The sequence below is a fragment of the Actinoplanes sp. ATCC 53533 genome, from assembly GCF_003947245.1.
This window is the reverse complement of record NZ_QHHV01000068.1, coordinates 1-20,926: the sequence shown is the minus strand read 5'-3', so window position 1 is coordinate 20,926 and position 20,926 is coordinate 1. Positions and strand designations below refer to the sequence as shown.

General features: G+C 67.2%; 11 protein-coding genes and 2 pseudogenes. 12 read left to right on the top strand and 1 reads right to left on the bottom strand.

All coding sequences use genetic code 11. The features are described from left to right. The first annotated feature begins 165 nt into the window (after positions 1–165). The 12 genes and pseudogenes from DMB66_RS62675 to DMB66_RS62670 all read left to right on the top strand — a co-directional run. Positions 166–654 carry a hypothetical protein gene (locus DMB66_RS62675; RefSeq protein WP_125806212.1) on the top strand — a complete coding sequence of 163 codons (489 nt, stop codon included), beginning with the start codon at positions 166–168 and terminating at the stop codon, positions 652–654. A 51-nt stretch (positions 655–705) separates the two neighbouring features. Beyond that, positions 706–1,803, top strand: a complete 1,098-nt coding sequence (locus DMB66_RS23115; RefSeq protein WP_158647330.1) for a nucleotidyltransferase domain-containing protein — start codon at positions 706–708, stop codon at positions 1,801–1,803. Positions 1,804–1,821: 18 nt separating this feature from the next. Further along, positions 1,822–3,165, top strand: coding sequence for a TldD/PmbA family protein (locus DMB66_RS23110; protein WP_125806210.1), 1,344 nt, complete (start codon positions 1,822–1,824; stop codon positions 3,163–3,165). Beyond that, positions 3,162–4,475 (top strand): metallopeptidase TldD-related protein, encoded by a 1,314-nt coding sequence (locus tag DMB66_RS23105; RefSeq protein WP_125806209.1) that lies wholly within the window; start codon positions 3,162–3,164, stop codon positions 4,473–4,475. The genes DMB66_RS23110 and DMB66_RS23105 overlap by 4 nt, the downstream gene beginning before the upstream one ends. Positions 4,476–4,573: 98 nt before the next feature. Next, positions 4,574–5,440 (top strand): ABC transporter ATP-binding protein, encoded by an 867-nt coding sequence (locus DMB66_RS23100; RefSeq protein WP_233624787.1) that lies wholly within the window; start codon positions 4,574–4,576, stop codon positions 5,438–5,440. Beyond that, entirely contained in the window at positions 5,437–6,186 is a 750-nt protein-coding gene (locus DMB66_RS23095; RefSeq protein ID WP_125806207.1) for an ABC transporter permease, read from the top strand. The genes DMB66_RS23100 and DMB66_RS23095 overlap by 4 nt, the downstream gene beginning before the upstream one ends. Before the next feature lie 3 nt (positions 6,187–6,189). Further along, positions 6,190–6,939: an ABC transporter permease gene (locus DMB66_RS23090; RefSeq protein ID WP_125806206.1), complete on the top strand. Its 750-nt coding sequence runs from the start codon at positions 6,190–6,192 to the stop codon at positions 6,937–6,939. Then, positions 6,917–7,300 carry a hypothetical protein gene (locus tag DMB66_RS23085; RefSeq protein WP_125806205.1) on the top strand — a complete coding sequence of 128 codons (384 nt, stop codon included), beginning with the start codon at positions 6,917–6,919 and terminating at the stop codon, positions 7,298–7,300. Before DMB66_RS23090 ends, DMB66_RS23085 begins: the two co-directional genes overlap by 23 nt. Before the next feature lie 163 nt (positions 7,301–7,463). Then, positions 7,464–7,958, top strand: coding sequence for a hypothetical protein (locus DMB66_RS23080; RefSeq protein WP_158647329.1), 495 nt, complete (start codon positions 7,464–7,466; stop codon positions 7,956–7,958). Then, positions 7,955–9,169: an MFS transporter gene (locus tag DMB66_RS23075; protein ID WP_158647328.1), complete on the top strand. Its 1,215-nt coding sequence runs from the start codon at positions 7,955–7,957 to the stop codon at positions 9,167–9,169. The genes DMB66_RS23080 and DMB66_RS23075 overlap by 4 nt, the downstream gene beginning before the upstream one ends. A gap of 51 nt (positions 9,170–9,220) precedes the next feature. Next, on the top strand, positions 9,221–19,966 hold the full coding sequence (locus tag DMB66_RS23070; RefSeq protein WP_199752583.1) for a non-ribosomal peptide synthetase/type I polyketide synthase: 10,746 nt from the start codon (positions 9,221–9,223) through the stop codon (positions 19,964–19,966). Positions 19,967–19,984: 18 nt separating this feature from the next. Then, positions 19,985–20,210: pseudogene (locus DMB66_RS62670) on the top strand (hypothetical protein); the annotation flags it as partial. Between the two features lie 100 nt (positions 20,211–20,310). Here DMB66_RS62670 and DMB66_RS65980 read toward each other — a convergent pair. Beyond that, positions 20,311–20,538: pseudogene (locus tag DMB66_RS65980) on the bottom strand (hypothetical protein); the annotation flags it as partial. Positions 20,539–20,926: the final 388 nt, after the last annotated feature.

The window sequence follows — 20,926 nt, the reverse complement described above, 5'->3', positions numbered from 1 at the left end:
GGCATCGGTTGCGGTATGACTAGTTCTTCTTGGGCAGCGAAGCCGGTGCCGTATGACTGGTGTCTCTTCCTTGGGGGCAGCGCGGGAGCCGGCGCTTTCGTAGAATGACCCGCACCACTGTGGAGGGAGTCGTTTTACACTTGACACCGCTGTGAACGTGTGGATATGTTGATCTTCGAGCCCGCCTCATCGGGGAGTGAATGCCGAGAAGTGACTACTGGTAACGCTTCTTTGCCGCGCACAGCCGATGTATGGTGTGGCCGCACGAGTAAACGGGACTTTTGTATTTCACCTGCTGAACAAGGACTCTCTGATTTCTGCGGCTTGTGGCTGCGTTCTTGTTTGCATTCACGGCCGGTCGGCCGCACCGAACCATGGCAATGCCTGTGGCGGTTTCCGCATCCGCGGAGTCCGAAGGGGCGCCTGGGTGGGCGCTATCCGCACGAGGAGGTGAACAAAATGGAGCAGGCAAACGTGATCACGGTCGACGAGGACATCGTCGAGTTCGATTCCGAGGATGAGATGGTTGCCGACGAGAACGTCGGCAACGTCGGCAACGTCGGCAACGTCGGCAACGTCGGCAACGTCGGCAACGTCGGCAACGTCGGCAACATCGGCAACATCGGCAACATCGGCAACATCGGCAACATCTGATGGATCGTGGCGGGGGCGTTGAGCCCTCGCCACGTCATGGAGGAGACGGGCATGGAACGCGCTCTCATCGAGCAGAAGCTCAAAGCAGCTTGCGAACTCGGGCTGGCACTCGCCGCTGAACGGTCGTCGATCGATTCGGTGTATGTGGCGGGTAGCCTCACCGCCGGGCTGGGTAACCCGACAAGTGACGCGGATCTGTTCGTACTCGTCGATGCGGACGCCGTGTCGCCCGCCGTAACCCAGTACAACATCGGCGGACACCGTGTGGACGCCGAGTGGTTCACCCTGACCGAGGCCCGTGCCATCGTCGACGAGGTGATCGGCTTCCGGCTGCACCGAGAAGATCTTGCACGCTTGCGAAAACTGGCGACCGGTCTGGACTTCGTCGCCCGACTAAACTCGTCCCAATCCATCGTGGCGTCGCCCGGGCTTGCCGATCTACGCAATAGCGTCGCCGACTCGTTACACGCTGTTACGCGCCTTGCCATGAACAACGCGGCGATCGCCGTGAACGGATACCTGGAGGACTTCGTCGGTGCCGTTGCTGATGATGATCTCGAAACTGCCGCCTTCGCCGGCCAAGGCCTCGTAGCGCATGCCGGCAAGGCAGTGACGGCGGCATCAGGAGATCTCTACTACAGCACCAAGTGGGTCTACAAGCAGCTGTCGCGGATCCCCCTTCAGGGCTTTCCCATGCAGCGTTTCACCGACTTCCAGAAGGGCGTCTGGACTGCCGGCGGACAGCGGGCGGCCGCGGACCTGATGTTCTTCGCCCAGAGCAGTCTGGTTGCAAGCCACTTGATGGGCCACGCCGGCGTGTCGCTCGAGCACTGGCCGTGCTGGGAAGCCAATGAGCGGCCGGATGGCGTATGGCGTAATCCCGCCTTCAGTGTCCTTCGTGTCGATGAGGGCGTTCTGCTGCACCGGGAACTCAACCGTCAGGTCGTCCTGAAGGAGCACGTTGCCTTCGTGTGGGCACTGTGCAACGGACGTCCGGTCGATGCGATTGCGGCCGATGTCGAGCGGCTCGCCGAGGTGATTCCCACGCTCAAGGATCTCACGGAAAGCCGAGTGGCAGGGATCGTGGCGGCACTGACCAGTAAGGATCTGGTCAGCACGGCGCGTCACGCCCTCTTTACGGTCGCCTGAGCCAGGCTGCTTCGACTCATGACTCTCGCGGACGACATCGAGGCCGGTGCGGGGCAGGTCCTCGAGATCGCACGGCGGGCGCTGGCCAACTGCCGTCCGGTGGCCGACTACGCACAGGTTTTTGCCGAATTCAGTCTCCAAGCGCGATGGGAGTGCCGGGACGGCGAGGCCATTGCGACAGGCCTGGAGCCTCTCGCGGGGCTCGGTTGCCTGATCCGCGAAGCCGGCGGGCGGTGGCGACGCAGGGCCTTCTCGTCGAGGGAAGTGCCGGCACTTTCCCAGTGGTGCGGGGCCCCCGATGACCGACCCAGCCTTGAGTGGACCGAGATGCCCACGACCATCGGCTTTCTCCCGCTGGCTCCCGAAGACTGGCTACCGATTGCCACAGACCGTGCCTGCTCTGTGCGTTCCGTCGAAGACTTCGTCCTGCGCACGGCTGCGGTCGTCGACACCGACGGGGCTCACTCAAGCCAGACGACTCGGACTCTGCGTCACCGTGTCGAGACAACCATGACGGTCGGCGGCCGCGGCTACCGTGGTCTGAGTCGCAGATTCCGGCGAGAACAGGTGGACGTGTCACTTGCGGAGAGCCGGGAGCTTGTCCGAGTTGCACAAGCGCGCGCCCACGCGACGGCCAGTGCCGCAGTCCGTGGCCGGCGTCGAACACCAGTGGTGTTCGGTCCCTCCGCGGGCGCCGGGTTCCTGCACGAGCTCATCGGGCATGCCCTCGAAGGGGACAACTTTTCGCTCGGGAGCACGTACTTGGCGAACCTGTGCAGACCGAATGCGGTTCCGGCTCTTCTGACCATGCGCGACGATCCGACGGTGCCGCACGGGTTCGGGTCGTTCGACTTCGACGACGAAGGTATGGTCGCGCGGGCGACCACCCTGGTGGAGAACGGCGAGATCGGCACCCCGCTGACGTCCTTTCGGGTAGCGCGGCGCAACGGCTACACCCGGACCCCGAACGGCCGACGCCAGGACTTCCGCGAACTGGCCATCCCACGGGCGAGCAACACGGTCGTGCTTCCTGGCCCCGAAGATCCCGCACGACTTCTCGAGGACTCCACCGAAGGAGTCCTGCACGTCGGTTCTCTTGGCGCAGGCATGATCAACCTAGTCACGGGCGTGTTCACGTTTGCCGCGATCGACTGCACCTTCATCGGCCCTGACGGTTCCAGATCACCGGTGCGTGACGTGAGCCTGACCGGTGACGCGGTGCGGATCCTCGGCAGGATAGAAGGTATCGGTACCGACTTCGGTGGGGACAACATCACCTGCGGGAAACAGGGCCAACTGGTGGGCATCGGCATCTATTCTCCCTCCATCCGTTTCGCCGCGCTCGACTGGCTGTCGGCGTGAAGCGGCTGACCGAACGGGCGGATGAACTGCTGGCGGGGACGCAAGCTGTCACGAGCGGCCTGCGAACAGGTGAGCGCGCCTTCAGTTATCAGCACCGCAGCGTGCGCCATCGCCTCGTGCTCGACGGCCGCGGCGGCAAGCAGTCCGTCCTGCAGAAGGATCGCCGTGATGGCTACATCCTGCTGACCCGGGGGGACAACGGACTGTATGTCAACGCACCCGAACTCGGCGGTACAGCAGCGACGGACTTCCTGAGGGCAGGACGCGACCTGCTTCCTCGGAGTCGTTGCCGGCGACCGATGACCGACCGGACCTTGCATCAGAACCCCGAAGATGGCCCGGTGAACTGGCGCAACGCTGTCGAGCGTACCGATCTAGCCGCCCTGGCCGCGGATCCACATTTCCTGGTGGACGTGTTGGCCACAGGAGCCGGTTCCGGCCGGAAGGTCCGCCGAGTTCAGATATCGGACGTGCTCCGGGAGGCCGCCTACACGGATTCCGGCGGATCGTGGGGCATCAGCGTGTGTCAAGGCGTCGAGCTAGAGGTGGTGGTCGCCGCGGGAGAATCGGCTGCGGTGCTGTCCTGCTACGCCACTTCCCTGGACCGCATGGATGTGGCGGGGCTGGGCCGGGACGGCGCGCTTCTCGCGGGTGGTCTCCAGCCGTCATCGGCCGCCTTCCACGGTGAAGAAGTAACGTTCCTGCCCTCTGCTACCGCTCAATTGCTCCGGGCCATTGTCAGTTCGTTGCTACGAAATCCCATGCCGGAAGGTCTTCCTGACGGCCTCGAGATCCTTGAGTGCGGGCGAGAGATAGACGGCTGGTCGACCCATGCCTTCGACTGCGAGGGCACCCCTACCGGAACCCGGGAACTGGTGACGAGGCGGGGACAGCAGAATCCAACGGTGACGCGGCTCGGATCCACTGCGGGCGACGGTGCGGGGGATCGGCTGACAGGCTCCGCGGTCTGGGACGCGGGCTACGGGTATCCCCAGGTCGGTGTGACCAACGTCCGTCTCGGACCGACGGCGACAGGGGCTGATTTCTGGGCCGGCGATCGGTGCGTAGTCGTCGATGCGCAGCCTCTCGGTGTGGAAAATCATCGCTCCAGCGGCCACTTGGCGTTCCGGCTTCGCGCGGTACGGGCGGTGGACGGTGAGCTCGCCGAGAGCTACCTCCCTCTGATACTGGACGGTGACCCGGCGCGGATCCTCGGTGCGGTGCGGGCCGTCGGCGACGTCGTCACATATCATCCCGGTCTCTACTCCGTCGGCGGATCCCCACTGACCATGTCCCTTGCCAGTAGCTGATCCACATAGGAGAGCGGATGTCCTCGTTGAGACGCGGGATCGAAGTTGCCGCCGTGTGCCGCGACTTTGTGGCGAAGGATAAGACGGTACGCCGGGCGGTGGACGAGGTCACTTTTACCGTCCAACCCGGGGAACTGGTCTCGGTGCTCGGTCCCAATGGTGCCGGCAAGACCACGTTGGTCAAGATGATGACGGGTCTCCTGCTCCCCGAGGCGGGCAGCATCCGTCTCGACGGCCATGACGTCGTGAAGGATCGCCGTCGAGCGGCGATGGCCTGTGGCTTCAGCCTCGGTGGGGACACCGGGCTCTATCCGCGGCTCACCGCCCGGCAGAACCTCGTCTTCTTCGGCAACATGTACGCCCTGCGCGGCGACAAGCTTGAGGCGCGAGTCGGCGAGATGCTGCGTTCGGTCGATCTCGAGGACCGGGCGAAAGATCTTGTCGGATCCTTCTCGCGGGGTATGAAGCAGCGCCTGCACCTGGCTCGATCGCTCATGCACGACCCGCCCATCCTCATACTGGACGAGCCATCTGCGGGGCTCGACCCTCAGTCGGCCGCGTCCATGCGCAACTTGGTCGACCGCCTGTCCAACGAGGGCCGCAGCATCCTGCTCACCACGCACGACATGCGTGAGGCGGAGGAGCTCAGCGACCGGATCATCCTGATGAAGGCCGGTCGGGTCCAGGCCGAGTCGACGGCCTCAGAGCTTCGCCTGGGCGCGGCCGAGCGCATGGGCAACACCGTCCAGGTCGTGTTCGTGAACGGGGACATCCCGGAGGAGCCGTGGCCGTTGCCGGGCATCCTGAGCATGAAGCGGGACGGCGCGACGGTGACGTTGCGTGCGGTTGACGGGGCCGCCGCGGTGCGCTGGGTGCTTGACCGGTTCCCGAACCGGACGGCCAGCGTGTCGGTGACACCGCCCACGCTAGAGGAGGTCTTCCTCGAGATGGCGGCTACCTCATGAACATGACCTATGTACGGTCCGTCGTGGACCAGTTGCGCATGCACGCCTCGAGTCCGATGGCGATCTTCTCCACCCTGGCGATGCCGTGCGTTTTCGGCTTCATCATCCACAGCAACGCCACCGCCGGTGGCAAGGATGTCGGCCTCATGAGCGACTTAGCTGTCGGATCGGCCGGAATCGGCATGCTGGACTCCATCATCGTGCTGGTCGTCTTCAGCCTGATGGGAGAAAAGCAATGGAAGACGCTGCAGGCGGCACTCGGTAGTCCGCAGGGTCTCACGCCCGTCATCCTCGGCCGGCTGTCCGGTATAGCGCTCCAGTCCCTCACGGCGCTGCCCGGCACGCTCATCCTGCTCGTGGTGTTGTGGGGCGTCGACGACAGCTTCGACTGGGGTCGCTGGGCAGTGGGCGGGGTGCTGCTCGCCTTCGCGACAGCTGCTGTCGCCGGGCTACTCGCGGTAGTGATCCTCCGGTTTCCCTTCTCCTCCGGTATGACCAACGGCCTCACCGGCCTGGTCCTGGCCATCTCTGCGCTGCTGGTGCCGCGCTCCGCGTTGCCGAGCGGCTTGCGGGAGATCTCCCTGTTCCTGCCCCAGGCACATGTCATGGGCTGGGTGCGCGGTGGTTCCTGGAACGAATTGGCAGTCGCCGTGGCTCTGACGGCGATCTACGGGGGAATTGTCGCGGCTCTGATTCGCCGAGTGGAGTTTGTCGCTCGCCGGCGGGCACTCCCACTGGAGGTTTGACCGATGATAGCGGTGCTTCGTAACGCGGCCCTGTCCTATCGGGCGCTGTTCACCTGGCTCAATCCGATCGGCTACATCAGTTCCCGGCTGGTGCGACCTGTCGGGATGGCGATCGTTTTCACCTCCATCGGCAGCTTTTACTCCACCGACACCTCTCGAGTGCTGATCGGTTCCAGCCTCCTGGCCGGCGTGGGTGCGGTGCTGTATGGAATGGCGCTGTCGGTCGGTAACGAGCGCTCATTCGGAACTCTTCGTATCTGGCTGGCGACGCCGGAGCAGAAGTTGGCGGCCGTCTGCCGGCGCGCGATTCCGCACATCGCCGACGGCTATCTCGGAGGTCTCTGCACCTACCTCGTATGCTGCGCGCTCTACCGATCATGGCCGATCGGCATCGTTCCATTCATGGGAGTTCTTGCCCTCGCGATGGTCGGCGCGTGCGGGCTGGGACTGTTTCTGGGCGCGTTGGCCTTTGTCGTGGAGGATCTTTTCCTCGGGCCCAATGCCGCCGAGCTGGTGCTCATGGTGCTGTCCGGAGTACTGATCCCGCCCCAGCGGCTGCCGGGTTTTCTGCAACCGCTGACCGAGATTGTGCCGCTCTCCCACCTCATGGGCGCGGTGGGGAAACACCTGACGGGCGAGGGGTGGGACAGCCGCCTGCTGCTGCTGGAGGCGGTGACCGGATTCGTGTGGATCCTGGTTGCTTCCCTGTTGATGTTCGTAACCGTCCGGCGTGCCGCTCACCGTGTGGAATGACAGAAGCGGCGGGACGCCGCGAATCCGCGGTGGGTGGACGACGCGATTCAGCGTCGACGGTGAGAAGGGGTACCTCATCGTGTGGAAGGACGCCGGTGGCGGCCTCGCGGAGGTGACGGTCAAAATCGCGAAGCAAGGCTCGACGCTGGCGGGCCTGATGGATGCTCTGAGCACTGCCGTGTCGGAAGGGCTCAAGGCCGGTGCCCCGCTGTCGGAATACGTTGCCGAGTTCTCCGGCACCCGCTTCGTGCCTGCCGGGCCGACCGACGACGCGGAAGTTCCTCGGGCCAGCTCGCTGATGGACTGTGTGGCTCGCCGCATGGCAATCGATTTTCCTGCTGCCCCACCCGGCGGGAAATGACGTGTGCTAAAGGCCCACGACGGGTCGTAGCCGGTTGGTGTTCGGACAAAAGGATGCGTGTGCGATATCAAGACGGGGACTGTGCCACGAACGGTGCTTTCGGCCCGACACGCCGGGCTGAGGTCCGGCGGGATGGGCACTGTGAGTGATGACATCGAGCTTCGTGAGTCCGCGGAAGAAGAACGCTGAGGACGGGCGGCAGTTGTCGCCCGAGCAGGCCGCTGCGGCGGCGATGGTGGCCGAGGCCAAGGCCCCCGGGCTGGCCGCCGCCGACGTCAGCGACGGCGCACATGTCAATGCCGTCGGCGCTTCTTTACCGCGCATACGCGAATTGGCCAGCGACCTGGTCCGGCGAGCCGAGGTGTTCGTGGACGGCCGGCAGGCCGCGCTGCACAATGCCGGCGACCTGCTGACCGCGATCACCGAGGGCGCCTTCGCCCCCGGCGACACCCGCGCCGAGATCGGCGAGATTCTACTCGGCCGGCTACCTGGGCATTCCGGCACACCCGGCGAGGTGACCCACTTCAAGTCCGTCGGTCTCGCCGTGCAGGACACACTCGCGGCGGTTCACGTCTGGCGCCGGGCGTCGGAGCGGCGGCTCGGCTCGGTGGTGCCGCCGCGCTCTATGCGCACGGATCAGTTTGCGCCAGAGGCGTGACGGAACTGGTTACCGGCGCCCGTGATTTGCGGCAGTTCGGTGTTCTCGCCGCGGGGTTTGGCGTCTCCACCTTCGGGAATTTTCTAAATCTGGTCGCCGTCAACCTGTATGTCTTCCAGCTCAGCGGCAGCGCCTTGTGGACCGGGTTGCTCATGGCGGTTCGGCTTGCCGCCGGATTTCTTGCAGGGCCTGTCGCGGGCCGCCTGGCCGCTCATGCGGACCGTCGGAGGGTCATGGTCTGCGCCGACGTCGCGCAGGCGCTCGCGATGGTGGCGCTGCTGGTCAGCCCACCGAGCGTGCATGCTCCGATGCTGCTGGGTGTCGCAGTGGTTCTCGGGGCGGGCAACACTCTGTTTACGGTGGCGCTGCGTACCAGCGTGCCGGATCTTGTTGGCCCCGCTGCCCGGATCCGGGGCAACGGTTATCTGGTGACGGCCAAGTCTTTTGCCATGGTGCTCGGCTTCGCCGCCGCGGGCCCGCTCGTTACAGCCGTCGGCTATCGGGCGGCGTTCGCCGTCAACGCGGCGAGTTTTGTGGTGTCCGCGGTAATCCTGCTGTCTTTGCCGCTGTCGTTCCGGGCTACGGGGAAGACCGCCGGTCCGGCATCGACATCCGCCCTGCGCAGCGTGCTGAAAGTAGTGCTGGCGACGTCACCGACGCTGGCCGTCCTGCTGGCACTTCGGGGCGTCGAAGGCTGGGGCTCGGCCTCGCACAATGTCGCCCTACCCGTCTTCGCCGGGCACACCGGCTCGGGAGACCCGGCTGTCTGGCTCAGTCAGTTCTGGACTGCCTGGGCGGTCGGCAGCCTGTCCGTGTATCAGGCGTTGGCGTGGTGGCTGAGACGCACCGGCCGGGAACCAGGGGGCAACGCCTACGCCATGGCGATCGGTCTGGCCTCGGTGGCGTTCATCGCCAGCTTCACCGGTCTGCCCTGGCCGTTCTTTCTCATACCAGCGCTGATCGCGGGGTTCACTGATGGCGCGGCGGAACTGTTCTACACCACGCGCTTGCAGGACAGCCCCGACAACATCAGGGGGCTGCTGTTCGGGGCTTCCGCCTCGGTGGAGACCCTCGGACTGGCCTCCGGGATGGTCGTCAGCGCCGTACTGCTGGACGTCGCGAAGCCCGTGGTCGTGGTGAGCGTATTCCACGGCTCAGTCGTCCTCGCGGCTTGCTCGTACCTGTTCGTCCGCCGACGGCACCGATGCTGAACAGCCGGCCGTCACGACCGTTCACACATCGCATCACTCGGGGAGATAACCGTGTCGGAGCAACAGCGAGCGATCTACTTGGCCGAGCCCGTGCCGTTCAGCGACGACCAGCCTCGCAGCCTTCCCGGAGCCTTGCTTCGTGCCGCCGGCAGGCACTCCGGTGCCGCAGTGGTGTCCGCGCGGGGGGCAGGGCAGGCCACGACGGTGACCTATCCGGAGCTGCTCGATCGAGCTCGCCGGCTGCTCACCGTCCTGCGTGAGCACGGGGCGGCGGCAGGCGACTACATCGTCATCTACGGTTCGGGCGACCCGCTGGAGTACTTCGCCGGATTCTGGGCTTGCGCTCTCGGCGGGATGCGCCCAGTACTGATGGCCCATCCGGACGGACCGACAGATGCCGGCGAGGCGCGGCGGCTGGACCGGGTCTGCGCGCTGCTGGGCGACCCGCTGATCCTGTGCGATTCGTCGGTCCTCCTGGATCTGGGTGCGGGCACGCGCCTCGTCGACAATGCCGCGGCCGGGTCCGCTGCCCCGACCTTCGATCTGCCCGCCACCGACACCTCCGGCACCGCAATGCTGATGATGTCGTCGGGCAGCACGGGCAATGCAAAGCTCATCCAGCTCACCGAGCAAGGGCTGCTGGAGTTCGCCGCGGCAACACCCACGATGCTGCCGCTGCGGCCCGGAGAGACCACGCTGAACTGGCTGCCGCTGGACCACAGTGGGGCATTCCTGCTCTACCACCTGCTCGCCGTCTTTGTGGGGTGTACCCAAGTTCACCTGCCCACACACGCCGTGACCGCCGATCCGCTGCTCTGGCTGGACCTGATCGAAGAGCATCGGGTCGGCCACACCTGGGCCCCGAACTTCGCCTACCGGATGGTGACCCAGGCACTGGCGCACTGCCCCGACCGCAGCTGGGACCTGTCCAGCATCCGCACGCTGGTGAGTGGCGGCGAGCAGATCACCGCGCCGGTGATCGAGGAATTCCTCCGGGCCACGGCCGCGTACGGAATCCGGCCGGAGACCTTCCTTCCGGGCTGGGGGATGACGGAGACGGTCACCGCGATGACCTTCGCCCGTCCCGGTCTCGCCCCGAACCTGCACCGGGTCCGGACGGCAAGCCTGACCGGTGAGCTGCAGCCGGCCGATGACGGCATCGATTCCGCCGAGGTGACTGACTTCATCGCGGTGGGTGCGCCGGCACCGGGCACCGCGGTACGCGTGGTCGATGAGAACGACGAGGTACTACTCGAGGACCGCATCGGGCGACTGCAGGTCAGCTCGGCCCGTGTCACGCCCGGCTACCTCGGTGATCCCGGGGTGAACGACGCTGCCTTCGCTGTCGATGCCGAGTCGGGCCGGAGCTGGCTGAGGACGGGTGACCTGGCTTTCTGCCACGACGGCCAGATATTCATGGCGGGCCGCGAGGGTGACCGCATCATCATCAACGGCGCGAACTACTACGCGCTCAGCGTCGAGGCCATGATCGAGACGGTTCCCGGTGTCGTGCCGGGGCTGGTTGGCGCCTGCGGGGTGCCCGACGCCGCCACCGGCTCGGAGGCTTTGACGGTGTTCTTCGGCACGGACGACGTCGCCGGTTCCGCCCCCGTCGCGCTGGCCGTACGGGACCGGGTGTTCCGTCAGTTGAGGCTGACGGCGCGTGCTGTCGCGGTGCCGCGGGACGCATTCCCCAGAACGGCGAGCGGCAAGATTCAGCGCTCAGTCCTGCGCCGGCGCTACCTCGACGGCGCCTACCGGCCCGCTGTCACCGACGCCCGGCCCTGCCCGGAGGCGGCGCCCACGGCGGGGAAGCGGCGCGAAGCTGCCCGCATGGTCCTGCACGCCGTGCTAGGCGACGGTACCGACGAGTCCGCCCCCTTCTACGAGGCCGGTGCCGATTCGATCACCCTGGCACGTTTGCATGCCGAGCTTGAACGAGAGCTGAAGACAGCCTTCCCCCGGTCGGCGATATTCGAGCACCCGTCGATGGCGGAGCTGCTCGCCTACTTGGATGCCAGGCATACCAGGGAGACCGGGACGACACCGGCGCAGCAAACCGAGTCCGCGCCGCCGGCCCCGCCGGTGCGCGACGACCGGGTGGCGATCATCGGCATCGCGGCGCGGCTGCCGGGGGCGGCAACGGTCGACGAGTTCTGGACCAACCTGGTCGCCGGCGCCACGAGCGTGCGCCGCTTCAGCGCCACGGAACTCGCCGAAGGGGGGCTTTCCGTCGCGGAATACAACCACCCGGACTTCGTGCCGGTGACCGGAGCGCTCACGGGGATCGACGGTTTCGACGCTGAGTTCTTCGGCCTCAGCCCGCAAGAGGCACGGACGACCGACCCGGCGCACCGGCTGTTTCTCGAATGCTGCCACCATGCGCTGGAGGACGCCGGCTACGCGGGCCCGGAGGGCCGCGGCCGGGTGGGAGTCTTCGCCGGGGCCGGCATGAACCTCTACACGCACCAAAGTTACCTGCTGCGCAACCTCCTCGCCGGACAAGACGGCGACCCGCTGACGGCGATGCAGACGGCGATCGGCACCGAGCCGGACTTCTTCGCCACCCGCGTGGCCTACCGGCTGGGGCTCACCGGGCCGGCGATCGGCGTGCAGACCGCCTGCTCGACCTCGCTGGTGGCCGTGCACCTGGCCTGCCAGGCGTTGCTCACCGGCGACGCCGACCTGGCCATCGCGGGCGCCGCGGCGGTCCACGTTCCCCAGGAGAGCGGCTACCGGCGCTTCCCCGGCTCGATTCTGTCGCCCACCGGGCAATGCCGGGCCTTCGATGCCTCCGCCGACGGTACGGTGGGCGGCAACGGGGTGGCTGCGGTCATCCTCAAGCGCCTCGACCGGGCGCTGGCGGACGGCGACACCGTGCACGCGGTCATCCTGGGTTCGGCCGTCAACAACGACGGCGACGGCAAGGTGGGCTACACCGCCCCAAGCTCCGCCGGGCAGAGCAAGGTGATCGAGCAGGCTCTCGACCGGGCCGGAGTGCCCGCCGAAACGATCACTTACCTGGAGGCGCACGGCACCGGCACGCCCGTCGGCGATCCGATCGAGCTACGCGCGGCGGCGCAGGCGTTGCGGCGGCGTACCGACCAGGTGGGGTTCTGCACCGTCGGATCCGTCAAGCCGAACATCGGGCACCTGGACACCTGCGCGGGCCTAGCCGGGTTGATCAAGACCGTACTGATGCTGCGACACCGGACCCTGGTACCGCTGGCGAACTTCACCGAGCCCAGTCCCGAACTGGACCTCGAGGGCGGACCGCTCGTACTCGGGACCGAGCTGCGGGAGTGGACGACCGCAGGCTTCCCCCGCCGCGCCGGGGTGACCGCGCTCGGCGTCGGCGGGACCAACGCTCACGTGGTGCTGGAAGAGGCGCCGCCCCCGCAACGGCCCGCCGGGGCGGGCGACGGCGAAACTCCTGGAGTTCTAGCTCTTTCTGCAGCCAACCCAGCCGCGCTCAGCGAGCTGACTGACCGGATGGTGGCGCATCTGACAGCCTTTCCGCACACGTCGATCGCGGACCTGACGACCACGGCGGCGCTCGGCCGGCGGCATCATCGGTACCGGATCGCGGCGGTCGGTGACACCGCTGCCGAGCTTGCCCAGGCTCTCGGCCGGGCGGTAGCCGCCGAGGTTCCGGCCGGCGGCCCGGAACCACTGGTATTCGCCTTCGGCGGCCAGGGAAGCCCCGGTATCGGCGCAGCCGGCGTCCTTTACGACACCTTCGGCGAAGTCAAGGCAGTCTTGGACGAGTGCGAACAGGTATACGCGCAGGAGACCGGTAGCAGCCTGCTGACACTTATACGCGATGGAGCGCCTTCGACCACGGGGACCGCCCAGCCGACCCTGTTCGCCTGCCAAGTTGCGCTGGCCCGGATGTGGCGTTCCTTCGGCGTCGAGCCCAGCCATGTCGTCGGACATAGCCTCGGCGAGTATGCCGCCCTTTGCGTCGCGGGCGCGCTGACCATCGCGGATGGACTGCGACTGGTCATTGCGCGCGGTCGCCTGATGGAACACGACGCCGCGGCTGGCGAAATGCTAGCCGTGTTCACCACCCACGGCACACTGTCCGAGTTGCTGGCAGCCACACCGGTGGAATTGGCGGCTGCCAACGGCCCCGAGGAGTACGTTGTCGCGGGCCCGGCGGAAGCTGTCCGGCAGGCACTCGACTGGCTCGCCGAACGGAAGATCGTCACCCGTAGCCTGGCGGTGGACCGGGCCTTCCACACCTCGCTGCTCGACCCGATGCTGGACGCTTTCTCCGACCGGGTCGCCGCGACACCGGTGACGCCCACACGGATCCCGGTCGCCAGTACCTTGACGGGGGAGCTGCTGCCGCCGGGCACCGTCATCGACGCGGCCTACCTGCGCCGGCAGACCCGCGAAACGGTCCGGTTCTCCGCCGCGCTGACCACCCTCACCAGGGCCGGCTGCCGCCGCTTCCTCGACCTGGGACCGGACGCGGTCCTCACGGCGCTGGGCCGACGGACACTACGGGGAAGCCGATGGACAGCGGGACACCAGCACCCGGTGGAGCCCGTTCGGGCCGTACGGCTGGCCATCGCCGAGCTGTACCACGACGGCTGGCCTCTCTCCTCCGCAGCCCTAGCCGTCGACGGCCGGCGCATCGCCCTCCCGCTCTACCCGTTCCAGCACAAGCAGCACTGGACACCAGCCCGCCCCGCCCCGTCCTCCGTCGCCGCGTCCGCGGTTTCCGTTGCCGAGGCGGAGGATCGTCCCGATAGGGTGCTCGCGGCCGTTCGCACCCTGGTGGCGCCGCAGCTGGGGGTGCAGCCTGCCGAGATACGCCCGGAAGTGACGTTCCTGGAACAGGGCGCCGACTCGCTCGTCATGCTGCGAGTGGTCCAGCAGGTCCGGCAGACGTTCGGCATCGAGATCGCCGTCAGCCGGCTCTTCTCCGACGCCGACACGCCCCAGCGCCTGACTGCGCTAATCGTCGCCGCCGGCTCCCGAATCCCCGAGGCGCTACCGACGCCGGATCTCTCCGAGGCGCTACCGGCGCCCGGCCCGGTGACCGAGGCGCCGGTGCACACGATGCCGACCCAGGAGTCGCCGGCCGGCGAACATGCCGTGATCTTGCTGGCCACCGAGCAGTTACGGGTCGCCGATCAGATGATCAAGCAGGTGACGTCACTCATGCGCGATCAACTGGCGGCCCTGCGGACCAGCAGCCCCGCCAGTACCACCTCGACCGTCCTGCCGAGCCGGGAACAACAGCCACCGGCGGAGAAGGCGGAGAAGGCGGAGAAGGCGGAGAAGGCGGAGAAGGCGGAGAAGGCGGAGAAGGCGGAGAACAAGCCCCCGGCTCCGGTGGCGAAGAAGCCCTCGGTACCGGCCCGGCACGAGCCCAGCGGCGGGCTGGACTTCAGTCTCTACTTCTTCGGCGACTACCCCGACCAGAACAACGACGACAAATACGGTTCGATCGTCGAGGCCGCGAAGTTCGCCGACCGGCACGGCTTCCACGGCCTCTGGTTCCCGGAACGGCATTTCCACTCCTTCGGCGGGCTCTTCCCGAACCCGGTCGTGCTGGCCGCTGCGCTGGCCCGGGAGACTTCCCGCATCCGGCTCAACGCGGGCTCCGTCGTTCTGCCGCTGCACCATCCGCTACGGGTGGCCGAGGAATGGTCAGTGGTCGACAACCTCTCTGGTGGCCGGGTGGGACTGTGCGTGGCGAGTGGCTGGCACGCCAACGACTTCGCGCTGAACCCCGACGCCTATGGTGATCACAGATCCCTCATGTACGAGCGCCTCGACACCGTGCGCGCCCTGTGGTCCGGCGCCGCCGTATCCATGCGTTCAGGGTCCGGTGAGGACGTCGATCTGCGCATTTTCCCCCGTCCGGTGCAGGATATGCCGCCGCTCTTCGTGGCGGTGGTGTCGAACCCGGACAGCTACCGGTCCGCCGCCGCCGCGGACCTGGGCGTGGTCACGAACCTCATGTCGCAGTCGCTGGACCAGTTGGCGGAAAACATCGCGCTTTACCGCCGCACGCGCGCCCAGCACGGCCTCGACCCTTGGACCGGCCGGGTAGTGGTCCTTGTCCACACCTACCTCGGCGACGACCTGCGCCAGGCCCGCGATGAGGCATACCGCCCCTTCTGCGACTACTTGCGCTCGTCCCTGTCGCTGTTCGGGCAGGTCACCAACAGCCTCGGCATGAACATCCACGAGAACTCCTCCCCGGAGGACGTGGAGTTCCTCCTTGGCAAGGCCTACGAAAGGTACTGCGAGGAACGGGCATTGATCGGTACGCCCGACTCGGTGCAGCCTGTCCTTGACCGACTCGCCGCGCTGGGCGTTCACGAGGTCGCCTGCTTCGTCGACTTCGGCGTCACGGCCCAGCAGATGGCGGCGTCCCTGCCGATCATCGATGCGGTGCGGCGCCGGCAGCAGCGCCCCACCGCCCAGGCATCCGGGGAGCACGCCGCGTCGGCGCCACTGTCGGCCGCGCAGCGCGGGATGTGGTTCCTGGACCGGACGTACCCGATCGGCACCAGCTACCACGAGCCCAAGGCCGTGCTGTTCGACGGTCCTCTCGACGTCGCTGCCCTGCAACAGGCTCTATCTCAGGTGGTGCAGCGGCACCCGGTCCTGCGGACAGTGTTCCGGCAGGAGGAGAACGAGGTCCGGCAGGTGGTGCTGGACACGCCGGGGCCGCAGTGCCCGCTGGTCGACCTGCCCGGCGGCTCACCGGAGGAAGCCGTCCGCGCGGCTCTGCGGGACTTCGGTGTCCTGGGCATCGACCTGGCCACCGGGCCGCTGCTGCATTGGCGGATCGTCCGCCTCGCCGAGCACCGGCATCTGCTGGTGGTCTATGTGCACCACATCATCTTCGACTCGTCGTCGACCGCTGTACTCCTTCGCGATGCGGCGGCCATCTATAGCGGTCGCGCGGACCGCCTTCCGGCGCTCCCGGTCACCTTCCACGACCACGTACGCGCGACATCCCCCGGTCCTGAGCACCGCAGCACGGCCCGCGATCACTGGCAACGGACCCTGGCGGCCGCTCCGCTCCTGCAACTGCCCACCGATCGGCCCCGCCCGCCGGTGATGACCGCCCGCGGCGCTGCGCTCGTCCAGGAATGGGACGAGCGGCTGGCCACTGCTGTCCGACAGTTCAGCCGCCAACAGCAGGTGACACCCTTCATGACACTGTCGGCTGCCATCGCGCTGGTGCTCGGCCGCTTCAGCGGTCAGGATGACCTGGTGATCGGCACAGCCCTGACCAACCGGCCGCCCGGTACCGAGGACCTCATCGGGCTCTTCATCGACTCGGTGCCGCTGCGGATCGACCTCTCGGGCGACCCCGACCTCGGCGGACTGGCCCGACGTGTTCGCGAGGTCAGCACCGAGGCGTTCACGCACGCCGGTATCGGCTTCGACGAGATGGTCACGGCGGTCAACCCCAGCCGTGATCCGAGCCGAAACCCGCTGTTTCAGGTGATGGTCGAGTTCGAGAACGCGACAGAGATCGACTTCGATCAGTCCCGGCTGCGGATCACCGTGATCGAGGTGCCCAGCGACCGGGCTCCGCTGGACCTCACCTTCTACCTGACGCAGCACAACCTGGGCCTGACGTGCTCTGTGGAATACAACACCGATCTGTTCGACGAGGCCACGGTCCAGCGGCTGGTGAGTTACGTCGAGGTGGTGCTGCGGCGGGCGTCCGCCGAGCCGCTGGCCGGCCCGGCCGTGCTCACCGCGCCGGTCGAGGCTGATCGGGCGCTGATGGACCGCTGGTCAGGGAGCCGTTTCGACGGCACCGTCAAATGCCTGCATGAGCTGGTCGACGAGCAGGCAGCCCGAAGCCCCGAAGCGATCGCGCTGATCGACGGCGACGTGCGGGTCACCTATGCCAAGCTGGACCGGCGTGCCAACGCCCTGGCCTGGCGGCTGATCGACCACGGCGAACCCACCGGCAAGCTTGTGGCCGTGTGCCTGCCCCGCGGCGTCGAGCTGATCGTTACCCTGCTCGGCGTACTCAAGGCCGGGGCCGCGTATCTGCCCCTCGACCGGAACCAACCCCTGGCTCGCTCGATCTTTCTGGTCCGCGACAGCGGTGCCACCGCGCTGGTCACCGACGACGCGAAGCTAGCGGAGCAGTTGGGATTGCCCTCCGTCGCGGCAACCGGTGACGACGCCCGAGCAGATCATGCACCGGGCGTGGAGTCCGACCCGGACCGCACGGCCTATGTCATCTACACCTCGGGCTCAACCGGGCAGCCGAAGGGCGTCGCGGTCCCGCACCGCGGCGCCGCCAACCTCGTCGCCTGGTACCAGCGCGAACGGCCGGCACTGCGGACCCTGCAGTGGGTCTCGGTCAGCTTCGACGTCAGTGTCCAGGAAATCTTCACCACCCTGGCCTCGGGCGCCGCACTGGTGCTGATCGCCGACGACGCCCGCTACGAACCGGCCGTCATCGCATCCGTTCTCGAAGAACATCGGGTCAAGCGGATCTTCATGACCTTCACGGCCTTGAGATACCTGCTGGATAACGCCACCGGGATGCACTCGCTGCGCGAGATCATCGCGGCTGGTGAGGAGATGGTGCTTACCCCGGCGATCCGGCGCTTCCTAGCCGACCGGCCCCACTGCGTCCTATACAACGAATATGGACCCACCGAAGCGTCGATCATCGCCACCGTGCAGCGGGTAGACCCCGCTTCGGGGGACCGGCCGCCGATCGGCCACCCGATCGGCAACGTCACGGTCCAGGTGCTCGACGAGCGACTGCGGCCCCTACCGCCCGGCGCCGTCGGCGAGCTCTTCCTCGGCGGCGTCGGCCTCGCCCAGGGCTATCTCGGACGGCCGCAGGAGACGGCGTCAGCCTTCGTCGACGACCCCGCATCGCCCGGAAAGCGGCTCTACCGCACCCGAGACCGAGGCCGCTGGTTACCCGACGGGTCCGTGCAGTACCTCGGCCGTACCGACGACCAGGTCAAGATTCGCGGCTACCGGGTAGAGCCCGGCGAGACCCTGCGCGCGCTGACCGGACTGCCCGAGGTACGGGACGCCGCCGTCGTCGCCCTCGCCGATCCGAAGGGGGAGACCCGGCTGGTCGGCTACGTGGTCCCGGCCGGGACGGCCGCCGACGTGCCGGGCACCCTGCTGGCCCAGCGGCTCGCACCCACACTGCCCGACTACCTCATTCCGACAGCCTGGGTCACGCTGCCAGAACTTCCGGCCACCACGAGCGGGAAGCTCGACCGCGCGGCCCTGCCCGGGCCGGGCTGGAGCGACGGCCTCCGCACCGAGCCCACGACGGCCCTGGAACGCACTTTGCACGACCTGTGGTGCGGGCAGCTGGAGGTGCCGGAAGTCTCGGTCGACGCGTCATTCTTCGCACTCGGCGGGCACTCGTTGTCCGCGGTGGGGCTCGCTGACCGGATCCGGGCCGAGCTCGGCGCGGAAATCAAGGTGATGGACCTGTTCCGTGCGCCGAGCGTACGGGCCATGGCCGGCCTGCTGGCGGACCGGATGGTGACGGACACGGCCCCGGTCTCCGGTTTCCAGTGGCGAGCCTGGCACGTCCACCAGGCCAGCCCGCGCCCGGCCGTCTACAACGTGCCCTACCGGATCACCATCGAGGGTGAGCTCGATGTCGGCATGTTGCGGGCGGTCCTGACTCGGCTGGTCGAGCGGCATGCCGCCTTGCGGACCCGTTTCGCCCTCGTCCGCGGCGCACTCGTCCAGCAGGTCCTGGCCACCGTCCCCGTGGAGCTACCCGCCGATGACCTGACGGACCGGCCCGATCTGGTCGACGACTGGTACGCCGAGCAGACCGGCGCCGTGATCGACCCGGGACAGGCACCGCTGTGGCGAATGCGGCTAGCGCGCCTCGGCGACCAGCGCTGGATTTTGGCAGTCAGCCTGCACCACCTGATCACCGACGGCTGGTCCATGAGCGTGATCTGGGACGAGCTCTCCGCGCTTTATGCTCCGCGGCCCGGAACCACAGCACGGCTCGAACCGGCGATGTCCTATCCCGATTACGTACGCGAGCGTGCCGCCCGCGTCGAGGCCAACCGTGACGCCCTGACCAGTTACTGGCAGCAGACATTGGCCGGGGTACCGCTGCGCCTCGATCTGCCCTACGACCGGTCGCGCCCGGAGAAACTGTCCGACACCGGCGCGCTGCACCGCATCGAGCTGCCTGCAGCTACGGTCGCCCAGGTCCGGCAGACAGCGAAGGCGACTGGAACGACCGTGGCCGCCGTGCTGACCGCGGGCTTCACCGTCTGGCTCGGCCGACTGTGCAAATGCGATGATCTTGTCATCGCCCTCTCCAACGCCGGCCGGACCCGGTCCGAATACAGCCGGCTCGTGGGCCCGGTAGGTGAGGCGTTGCTCGTGCGGGCGACACTGCGCCAAGACCTCACCTTCGACGACCTGGTCCGGCAGGTCAGCGAACGCACCTTCGAGGCCCTCGACCACCACGAATTGTCGCTGCGGGAGGTCGGCAAGGCACTCGGTACCGATCTGACAACTCCGCAGCTCCTCTTCACAGTCGTCACCAACCCCCCAGGCTGCCTCGAACTGCCGGGCCTCACGGCGACCGTCGAGAACACCGCGGTGGCCGGCGTCGCCAGAACCGAGCTCTACATCGTCTGCCAACCCACCACGGACGGCGTCACAGTGACTTTCGAATACTCCACGGATCTCTTCGAGCCGGACACCGTGGCCGCTTGGGCCGACACCCTCGCCGTCGTCCTTGAGGAGCTGACCCAAGACCCGAGGCGCCACCGCATCGCCTCGTGACTGCGGTGGGAGCTCAAGGTGTCCACACGCAAGGTGCCCTGGCTGACCGGCCGTAGCGGGGGTGGTGCGGTATACCTGCGCTGGGGCCGGTCCTATCACGACGGTGAGAAGCGACCCGCGGAGCGCGGCATCGAGGTCGACCACGTGACGGTCTACCGGTGGGTGCAGCGGTTCATGCCGCTGTTGGCCGGCGTCGCCCGGACCTCTGCTGCATGAGCTGGATGATGGGTGGTTCGTCGACGAGGCGTAGTGCAGTGCGAGGCGAGACGCGTCGCCGCATCCCGACTGAGCTGGGCCCAAGCCTGCTATGTTTGGCGCATGAGTACCCATGCTGTGCATGGGTACTACCAGTGGGGGGTTTCAAGTCGCCCACCGACACGAACTCCCATGACCCGGATGGCAGGGGTTAGGCCCCCGTTTACTGAGGTTCCACCCCCGGGATCGGACACCGGAGTTTCATGCCGCAGGGCGATGGGTGGACGGTAGCAGATACGGGTTTCGTGGGGTGTGCGCTGTTTGAGCGTCGAATGTAGACGGTCGTGGTTGTAGTAGGTGAGGTAGGCGAACACGGCGCGGCGCGCCTGTACCGTGCCGAAACTCCGTGGTGGCCGTGAGCTGGTACTTTGAAGATCAGGTCAGGCTGCTCGGTGGTACTCGTTGATCACGCGGCCGAGGCGTCGCCGGCGTCGTACGGGAGCATTCATCGCGATCACGACGGCAGGGTCGTGGTTCGGCGGCAGCTGCTGCCGGCCTTGGTGCGGCCGGTGATTATTGAAGTGGTTCACGTACTCGCCGACCACCGCGAGGGCGTGTCGTTGTGGTAGATCAGCAGCCGGTCGGTGCACTCCTCGCGAAGGCTGCGCCTGTACCGTTCGAAAACTCGGTTTCGGCTACGCAGCCTGGGAATATTCGTTGATCAGCCCGCTGAGGACGCGTCGGCGGCGTACGCGTGCGGCGCCC